Annotated in this window: 9 protein-coding genes; all 9 read right to left on the bottom strand. The window is 46.2% G+C overall.

The genetic code is table 11. The annotated features are described in order from the left end of the window. Nucleotides 1-19 precede the first annotated feature (19 nt). The 9 genes from ACI35L_RS11365 to ACI35L_RS11325 all read right to left on the bottom strand — a co-directional run bounded on the left by ACI35L_RS11365 (nt 20) and on the right by ACI35L_RS11325 (nt 9,380). Nucleotides 20-799: an enoyl-CoA hydratase/isomerase family protein gene (locus ACI35L_RS11365; RefSeq protein ID WP_049669727.1), complete on the bottom strand. Its 780-nt coding sequence runs from the start codon at nt 797-799 to the stop codon at nt 20-22. Nucleotides 800-801: 2 nt separating this feature from the next. After that, complete coding sequence (locus ACI35L_RS11360; protein WP_439802922.1) at nt 802-1,953, bottom strand: thiolase family protein; 1,152 nt, start codon at nt 1,951-1,953, stop codon at nt 802-804. Between the two features lie 21 nt (nt 1,954-1,974). Next, complete coding sequence (locus tag ACI35L_RS11355) at nt 1,975-2,811, bottom strand: SDR family NAD(P)-dependent oxidoreductase (RefSeq protein ID WP_049669725.1); 837 nt, start codon at nt 2,809-2,811, stop codon at nt 1,975-1,977. Continuing rightward, on the bottom strand, nt 2,812-4,692 hold the full coding sequence (locus ACI35L_RS11350; protein WP_439802921.1) for an AMP-dependent synthetase/ligase: 1,881 nt from the start codon (nt 4,690-4,692) through the stop codon (nt 2,812-2,814). Between the two features lie 100 nt (nt 4,693-4,792). Beyond that, nucleotides 4,793-5,158 carry an SCP2 sterol-binding domain-containing protein gene (locus tag ACI35L_RS11345; protein ID WP_049669723.1) on the bottom strand — a complete coding sequence of 122 codons (366 nt, stop codon included), beginning with the start codon at nt 5,156-5,158 and terminating at the stop codon, nt 4,793-4,795. Nucleotides 5,159-5,277: 119 nt separating this feature from the next. Continuing rightward, nucleotides 5,278-6,498: an acyl-CoA dehydrogenase family protein gene (locus ACI35L_RS11340; protein ID WP_049672760.1), complete on the bottom strand. Its 1,221-nt coding sequence runs from the start codon at nt 6,496-6,498 to the stop codon at nt 5,278-5,280. Continuing rightward, the gene (locus ACI35L_RS11335) at nt 6,458-7,630 is read right to left on the bottom strand and encodes an acyl-CoA dehydrogenase family protein (RefSeq protein ID WP_439802920.1); all 1,173 of its coding nucleotides are present in this window, start codon (nt 7,628-7,630) and stop codon (nt 6,458-6,460) included. Before ACI35L_RS11335 ends, ACI35L_RS11340 begins: the two co-directional genes overlap by 41 nt. Before the next feature lie 20 nt (nt 7,631-7,650). After that, nucleotides 7,651-8,256, bottom strand: a complete 606-nt coding sequence (locus tag ACI35L_RS11330; RefSeq protein WP_049669722.1) for a TetR/AcrR family transcriptional regulator — start codon at nt 8,254-8,256, stop codon at nt 7,651-7,653. Nucleotides 8,257-8,420: 164 nt separating this feature from the next. Next, a complete protein-coding gene (locus ACI35L_RS11325) occupies nt 8,421-9,380 on the bottom strand; it encodes a helical backbone metal receptor (RefSeq protein ID WP_439802923.1) in 960 nt (319 codons plus the stop codon). Nucleotides 9,381-9,431 lie beyond the last annotated feature (51 nt).

Here is a 9,431-nt window from a genome sequence, read left to right as displayed (position 1 = left end):
CGGGAAGCCCTTTTCTTTTTTATTTCCCTTTAAATTCAGCCTTTCTTTTCATAAAGAAGGCACTAATTCCTTCAATCGCATCCTCAGAGCGTACTATGCTTACATTATGCTCAAGCTCAATTTGCAAGCCTTCATCAAGCGTTGTTTCCATTCCTCTGCTCACCGCATCTAATATCCCTCGAATGGCCAGCGGCGGCCCTTCTGCTAATTGATCCGCATAAGCAAGCGCCGTTTCAAGAAATCCATTTGCTGGAACTAGCTGATTGACCAATCCATATTCAAGCGCCGTTTTTGCTGAAATGGTTTCACCACTCAGCATAAGCCCTAGTGCCCGCCTGCTTCCAATTAACCGAGGAAGACGCTGCGTTCCTCCATATCCCGGAATAATCCCCAGCTTGATTTCCGGAAGACCGAAATCAGCCGCTTCACTTGCAATGGCTAGATGACACGCCATTTGAAGTTCATTCCCTCCTCCGAGAGCCCGGCCATTTACAGCCGCGATAATCGGCTTTGGAAAGCTTTCGATTCGGTTAAACAAATGATGCATTCGCTGAATCATTGACCTTGCCTTGCCCGGGTCTGCCAGTTCAGCAAATTCATTTACATCTGCTCCCGCCGAGAAGAACTTATCACCAACACCAGTTATAATAATGGCACGGATTCCATCATTGCTCTCAAAGTCATCCAAATACCCTTCAATCTCATATAGAGTATCTCTGCTGAGCGTATTGAGCGGCGGGCGATTAATCGTCAGCATAGCTGTCTTCCCTCCGACTTCCAACGTACAGTTCACACCCATAGTTAAACCTCCCGTTCAATAATGACAGCAATAGCCTGGCCAAATCCAATACACATCGTCGCAAGGCCATATCTTCCATTTACACGATCGAGTTCATTGATCATCGTGGCAATGATTCGGGCACCGCTGGCTCCAAGAGGATGGCCGAGCGCAATGGCCCCTCCGTTCCTATTCACTTTATCCATGTCGGCATTAAGCTCTTTTGCCCATGCGAGCACAACGGAGGCAAAGGCTTCATTGACCTCAAATAAATCGATATCCTCCATTGTCAATCCGGCCTTCTCCAATACCTTCTTCGTTGCAGGAATGATTCCGGTCAGCATAATTTCCGGGTCGACGCCTGCGATTGCGGTCGCAACGACCCTTGCTCGTGGATGCAAACCAAGCTCCTTTGCCTTTTTTCGTGATGTGAGCAAGACCGCTGCTGCCCCGTCACTAATTTGGCTTGCGTTTCCTGCTGTCACATGACCATCTGGAAGAAACGAGGGTTTTAGCTCGGATAAGCGGTCCAAGGAGGTATTGGGGCGCGGGGTTTCATCAGCCTCGAACATCACTTTATCTCCCGTTTCATTTTTGACCTCAATCGGCACGATTTCCCGTTCAAACCTTCCTTCTTCAATAGCATCAAGTGCTTTCTGATGACTCGAAAGGGAGAAGTGGTCCATCTCCTCCCGGGAAATCTGCCACCTCTGTGCAATCAGCTCTGCCGAGAATCCTTGCGGGATGATTGTGTACTGGCTCATAAGCATATCAGGGAAATCACCGCCATCACTTCCCATAGGTACCCGATTCATATTTTCTACACCAGCAGCAATCGTACAATCACTCATCCCCGCCATGATGGCATGAGCCGATTGGGCCAATGTATCGAGACTTGATCCGCACATCCTATTCGTGCTGGACCCGCATACCTCAACAGGAAATCCAGCAATCAAGCTGGCAATTCGACCAATATTCATACCTTGTTCACCAATTTGGGTAACACAGCCCATTTTGATATCCTCAACTTCCATTGGGTCTATTCCAATTCGCTCAGTCAATTTCCTTAACACATGTGCGGCCATTTCATCTGGACGATAGCTGGTGAGGATTCCACCCTTTCGTCCAATCGGCGTCCTGACAGCCTCTATGATTATGGCATCTCGATCATTCATCTCGGCGATCTCCCTCCTCTCTTAAAATGTAAATAGATCAATGCCGCCTGCTACCGGCAGAGCAACTCCTGTTATATAAGAGGCTTCCTTACTTGAGAGAAAGGTTATCGCATTAGCAATGTCCTCCGGTTCACCCGGCCGTTTAAAAGCAGTTCGCGCAATCATTCTGTCTCTCATCGACGGATTCGTATATTGGAAGGCTTCCGTATTGATAATTCCCGGCACAATCGCATTAACGGTAATTTGATATTTCGCTCCTTCAAGCGCTAAGGATTTCGTCAATCCCAGAATACCGGCTTTTGTGGTCGCATAACTGGCTTGCCCATATCCGCCATGTGTCCCGGCCACTGATGCCATATTAATAATGCGCCCTTCCTTTTGATCCTTCATATACTTCCAAACGGATTTGCAGCAGTTATAGGCACCTGTCAAATTGACGTTCAAGTCCCTGCTCCAATAATCATCATTTTGATCTTCTAGTCTGGCAGTATGATCCAAGGTTCCTGCATTGTTGACGAGTATATCAATACGGCCAAACTGGCTGATGACCTCAGCCATCACTCGTTCGACTTCCTCTCGATTTGTCACATCCATCTTAAAAGCTGCTGATTTTCTTCCCAACTCCGTTATTTCCTGTGTGGTCGACTTCGTATAAACGGCCTTTGAATGAACCATAATTTGAGCCACCGGACCCAGTTTTTCTGAAGTTGCATCGATTTGTTCATCGTCTTCGATTAATATGTCTGTTACGATGACATCCGCACCTGCCCGAGCCAAGCATAAGGCATCCGCTCTGCCAAGTCCTCTGGATGCACCTGTTACAAGCGCTACCTTGCCTTCTAATGAAAATGGCATCATTCATTGCTCCCCTTTCACTCTAGGTAATGAGATTCCCACCGCTGCTTCATCGGCAGCGATGTCTATTTCTCCATTGGCAGTCTCCGCATATAAATGATCAATGGCAGCCTTATATTTCTTTTCCACCTCTGCATACCGTACCTTTAAGGAAGGGGTCAGCTCTCCTGTCTCAACTGTCCATTCCTTATTGACGAATAAAAGCTTTTTCGGCTGTTCATATTGAGCAAATTTCTTTGTGTATTTCGTGACTTCTCTTGTTAATAAAGCTTGTATTTGCTTATTGGATAATAACTCCTGAGGAGAACCATGAATCCCCTTATGCCTGCACCATTCCTTCAAATTGGTGAAATCCGGTGCCAGCAGCGCGATGACGTATTTTTTGTTCTGCCCGACCAGGACGGCATTTTCAATATAGGGACTTTGATGCAGCGCATTCTCTACCGGCTGTGGAGCAATATTCTTTCCTGTAGACAGAACAAGAATCCGTTTCTTACGGTCAATAATCCGTAAATATCCATCCTCATCCAGCTGGCCGATATCACCGGTCTTAAACCATTCCCCTTCGAAGGCTTCTGCTGTTGCCTCCGGGTCGCGGTAATACCCACTCATCACACTTGGACCTTTCACCAGCACTTCTCCATCTGCCGCTAAACGAATTTCCAGATTGGGCAGCGGCTTTCCAACCGTTCCTACCTTTGAGCGTGAGAAAGGATTCACGCAAATGACCGGAGCTGTTTCCGTCAGCCCATACCCTTCAAGAACAGGCAGGTCAACTGACCAAAAAAATTGGCCAATCTCCGGATTTAACGCTCCTCCTCCTGAGATAAACCCTCTGATGCGGCCCCCTAATTTTTGTTTAACCTTCTGATAGACAAGTCTTTCAGAGATTTTCCATCTTCGTCTAAATTCCTTGGGCAGTTCAGCCTTGCGCATTAACTCATCAGCCGGACATGACAAATAATAGCGGTAGCGCTCTTCCCCTACCCCCAGAGCCCAATGAAAGACCTTTTTGCGGATGGGCGTTCCAGATTCGACCATCTTCATGGCTTGTGCATAGACTCTCTCAAATAATAGAGGAACGCTGACCAATACAGTCGGCCTGACTTCGAGAAGATTATCTTGAACGGTATCAATACTTTCTGCATACGCAATCGTAGCTCCTACATAGAAGGGGAAAAACTGGCCAGCCATTCGCTCAAATATATGGGATAAGGGGAGATGGGAAAGCATAATGTCGTCGGGGCGTGCTTCCAGCACCCAAAACTGAACTCCTTCCACATTGGCTAAAATATTGCCATGGGTAAGCATGGCGCCCTTTGGATGTCCAGTTGTTCCGGAAGTATAAATAATAGTCGCTAAATCCTCTCTCGTAATCTGCATAAAGCCGTCTTGCCAATCTTCTGTGGAATTCCTTTTGCCTCTTGATAGGAATTCCTGCATGGAAGCAGAAAAATTCTCTGCGGGAGGTTTTTCTGCAGGTTCATAAATGACGACTCTCTCATGCTGAAATTCCTCTAATTCCAGCTTTTGCAGCTGCCTCTCATTTCCAACAAAAATGAATTCGCAGGCTGAATTATGAAGGATATAGCTTACTTGATTACGCGGCAAAGTGGAATGAATAGGAACGCTGACTGCACCAATGCTCATAATCGCAAGATCACTGATTGCCCAGTATGGATGATTATCCGACAGAATGGCAACCTTATCTCCCTTCCCTACTCCTCTCTCCAAAAGGGCATGGGCCGTATGAGCAACCTGTTCCCAAAAATCTGCATAGGTGATTGCTTTGTAAACACCTTTGACCTTTGCCATCAATGCATCTTTCTGGCCGTATCTTTGAACTGTTCTATAAACCATATCGACCAGATTCAAAGGTTTCATAGGACACCTCCCTTATATAAGATAATCAGGTATGGATACCACACCTGATTATCTCTCCCTACCAATTCGTTCATCAGCACTCCTAACCAGTCTCACAAACTTATAGATGGTCTTGGACATTGTATTGCTTCAAGATGCCTTCAAGCTTAATCGCTTTACCAATATCTCCTTTAATCTTGAGTTTGCCGGACATGAACGCAACAGTTCCATTTAACTTGCCTAACAAGAATTGGCGGAAGTTATCTAGAGACATAATCAAGGTGCAGTCAGCTGGGGCAGCTTCTCCTTCCGCTACCTCTGCCTTGCCGTCTTGCAGATTCAGCTGATAGACACCTTCTTCTGCTCCCGTTATCGTAAACTGATACCTTGTCGTAATTCCCTCAATTGGACCAGGATTGGCATTTAACGCCTCCTCAATTTTTGTAAAAGACTCCGGTAATGTATAATCTTCAATTGCTTTACCCATTTTTCTTTTCCTCCTTCATTTATTGGCCTTCCGGCATTTGAATCTTATCTCATTCTTTTTAATAGCAAACTCACATTCTATTAAGGTCAGGGCATCACCTCCTGCAAATGACTGCTTCTTTATACACGAATCCCATATGGTTCATATAAATGACGCGCTATAATCAGCTGCTGAATTTGATTTGTGCCCTCAAAAATGTCATAGATTTTCGCATCACGGTACAGCTTCTCTACTAAATTCCCCTCCAAGCCATAAGGTCCCATGATTTCCAGGCTTGCCGATGTTACCTCAAGTGCAATCTTCCCGGCAAAGGCCTTGCACATTGCAGCCTCTTTCGCATTAGGCTTTCCTAGATCTCCTTTCCAGGCTGACTCCCAAGTTAACAGGCGGGCCGCTTGTATCTTCTGCTGCATCTCGGCCAATAGCCCCAACGCTTGTCTGTAATGCACACCATGGCGCGGGAATTCTGATTGGACGAATTCGAGCGTATACTCATACGCTGCTCTTGCAATACCGGTAGCCATGGCCGCAATGATCGGTCTTGTACTATCAAAGGTCTTCATCGCAACTCTGAAGCCGCCTGAGCGCGCGCCCGTGCTCTGATAGGCTTCCTCTCCTCCGAGCAGATTTTCATCCGGAACAAAGCAATCTTCAAAGACCAGTTCTGCTGTCTCAGAAGCCCGCAGCCCCATCTTATCCGCAAGCCTCGTACAAGAGAATCCCGGCGTTCCCTTCTCTACAACGAATGCCCGGTGACCGGCTCTTCCAAGTGTCTTATCCACAGTCGCAAAGGCCACTACCCATGAGGCTCTCTTACCATTCGTAATGAAGATTTTTTGACCATTCAGGACATAGCCTCCATTTACCTTCACGGCGGTTGTCTGCAATCCAGATACATCCGAGCCTGCCTCCGGCTCCGTTAAAGCATATGCTCCCCATTTAGGCTCTTCATCTCTTGAGAAGATTGAAAGAAAACGCTCCTTCTGCTCCTTTGTACCGCTATGCTGAATCGGCGGGCCTCCAAGACCTGGTCCAGGCAATGTAAGAGCAATGGCGCAATCTCCCCATCCAAGCTCCTCTGAAGCAATCACGCCAAGCCGGTTTCCCTGCTTTTCCCGTTTCTTCTCCTCTTTTTCTTTCCTCTCAACGTCTCCATCCTTCTCTCCAAAGGAAGACATACTGAGCGAGATTCCTAATTGATTGACTTTCTTCAGCCAATCATCCGGCACCCTCTTTTGTTCATCAGACAGCATAGAAATGGGACGGACTTCATTTTCGGCAAACCAATGGACAACATCCTTAACTTGGGCTTGATGTGGAGACAGTTCGTATGAAATCAACCGCTTCACTCCTTTCATCTTCATTCAGGAGCCAATCTCCTGCATACGCGTTTAAGTCATGCTCCTGCGCAAGCCATACCACTTGGGCCTGACCGTCTCTCATCCATTTCTCAACAGGGTGGTCTTGGACATATCCATGTCCCCCAAGAAGCTGTACAGCCGAATCTGTCACAAACCGGACAGCTCGATGAGCATTCTGCAGAGCTTGAATACTGTGGAATCCAGCATCATTGGCTCCAATGTCTATTTGCTTAGCCGCATATAGAACAAGATGGCGGGCAGCTTTGACATGAATCGCCATCTGAGCGACATTAAAGGATACCCCTTGAAACTTAGCGATTTCTGAGCCGAATGCCTTCCGGCTTGCGGTGTATTCCACCGTATAATCAAGCGCAGCAGAGATAACCCCTACCTCCTTCGCTGCCTCCATGACCCGAATTCGCCTCATAGCAGACTGAGCAAGCTTTCTCGCTTCTACCCCTCTAGCAATGACCGACTCCTTGGAAACGGTTACTTTTTTGAATGACAGGCTGGCAAACCCAGCGCTTAATAGACCTAATCGATAATCACCCTCTAAAGCCTTGAATGAATGATCGAGGCTGTTCTCAAGCAAGAGAATGACCTCTTCTCCATCCTGTGCTTTCCCGTGGATCAGCACATAGTCCGCATACTTCCCATTTCTAAGCGGAACAGTCTCGCCATCAATCAGATAGCCCTCTTCATGACGGCTGATGGACAGCTTTGGCTGGTTCGGATGGCAAAAGGCGATTGTTGGTACATTCCCAGCCTGACAAGCTTTCTTATAGGCAGCAAAAGCAGGATGTTTCTCCGCTTCTCTTATAAAGGCCCCTGACTCCCCTGCTCCTGGAAGTCCCTGTACGATGTCTAAATCCCCATAAGCTAATGCCTCCAAAATCTGTACCTGCGAGAGGACAGGAAGCTCTAATCCACCAAAGCTTTCCGGCAATTCAAGGGTATCCAGGCCAATTTCTTGCAGCTTCTTGATGATTTCCTCACTGACCTTACGATTCTTTTCCGTTTCTCTTGCGGCCGGCCGAATCATTTTCAGGGCAAAATCTCGCGCCACTTGAATAAATGCGGCTTCCTCCTCACTCGGTTTGAATGAAACCAAGCCAAATCCCTCCTCACATATTAGTGATCGTTCGATAGATTGACGAACGCGCCTATGACAAGCCTGTTCAACAATCTGGCCATTTCCTCTATATGAAGGTCACTAGTTGTCTCCTTCACATGGCGAATCACCACCTCATTAATGGCGCCTACCATTGCCTGCGAGATAATGCGGATTTCTTCCTCTCTCACCTGTTCTGAAAACTCTTGATAGGCAAAGACAAAAATCAGGTCAGCAAAGCTTTGCATCGCTTCACGCCTGACTACCTCCACCTCCTCAGAAATACCAACTGATTCAAGCAGGATAAAATGAGCCACAGCAGGATTGGTAAAGCAGATTTGCAAATAGCGATAAATACCGGCATACGCTTTATAGCCAACTCTCGGCTCTTGCACAGCTGCCTTTTTGATTTCCAAGGCGATTTCATCAATTAAATCCTGGCAAAGAGCCACAACTAATGCTTCCTTGCTCGAAAATTGCTGATAGAAGGTCGTTTTGGATACATGGGCAGCTTCAACAATCTCGAGAACAGAGGTATTCTTAAAACCCTTTAAAGCAAAGAGCTTTAAGGCAGAATACAGCATCTTATCCTTCGCTTCTTTCGGAAGTTCCTTCATTAGCAGCATCTTGATCATTCCATTCTGTTTTGAGAGTACGAGTACGTATTGGTACTATCTTAACCCAGTAATTGGGACTTTTCAATAAAATTAACAGAAAATTTAAATAATAGTTTTCGACAAAAAAAGAGCTGGACAGCTTTCTTAATGAAAGCCTTCCAACTCTTTTTTTCTTATTTATACACATCCGGATAGACTGCCTTCGCAATCTCCTTCAATCCATCAATTAAGCGAGGACCTGGTCTCGTGACCGTATCGCTGTTCACATCATAAACTTCCTTCTTCTTCACAGCATTTACTTCAGACCAGCCGCTTCTAGCGTAAACCTGCTCTTGTGGATTATCGATATAATAACCATATGTAGTGATGATAACATCAGGATCCCTTTCAATGACCGTTTCCTCACTCATCGTTACCCAGCCTTCTTGGTCGGCTGCAATATTTTCTGCCCCAATGATCTCGAGCATTTCGTTCATAAATGTGCCGCTTCCCGTTGTATATAAATCCGGTGAGGCCGATACTTCAATCCATACCTTCTTCGTTTCCTTCACCTCAGCCGCTTTCTCTTTAATGGCTGCTATCTCTTCTTTCATTTCAGCGATGATTTCTTCGCCTTCCGTCTCTTTACCAGTTGCCTTTGCAATCAGCTCCATTGTCTCATAGGCACCTTCAATAGAATTTGCATCTGGGACAACAACGACATCTATCCCAGCTGATTGAAGCTGTTGAATGATATCTTTATCATTTGTCCCTTGAGAGGCTGAAAATAAAGCAAGATCAGGATTAAGCTCCAATAATTTCTCCACATTCACCTCAATGCCGCCTAGCTTTGTTTTCTCAGAAACAGACTCAGGATAATTATCATAATCAGATACCCCGACAATTTCATCCTCAAGCCCTAATGCATACGCTGTTTCAGTATTGCTCGGAAGCAAGGAGACAATACGCTCAGGCTTGTCTTTGATCGTAATCTCTTCTCCTGTTCCATCCTTCACCGTTACTGGAAATGCGCTTTCTGTACTTTCACTGGAGTTCTTGCTCTTGTTTTCATTCTCTGATGTACCGCCGCAGGCAGTAAGAACAATGGATAAGGCCATCAAAAAGGCCAATAAACCGGCAAATCTCTTCTTCATTAACACGAATAATTCCCCTCCTCTAAAGTGAAACTTCCATCAGCGGGGGTG

Source organism: Pradoshia sp., from assembly GCF_051873915.1.
Classification (GTDB): domain Bacteria; phylum Bacillota; class Bacilli; order Bacillales; family Pradoshiaceae; genus Pradoshia.
Note: the sequence above shows the minus strand (reverse complement) of the source record. Positions and strands in the feature narration are given on the sequence as shown.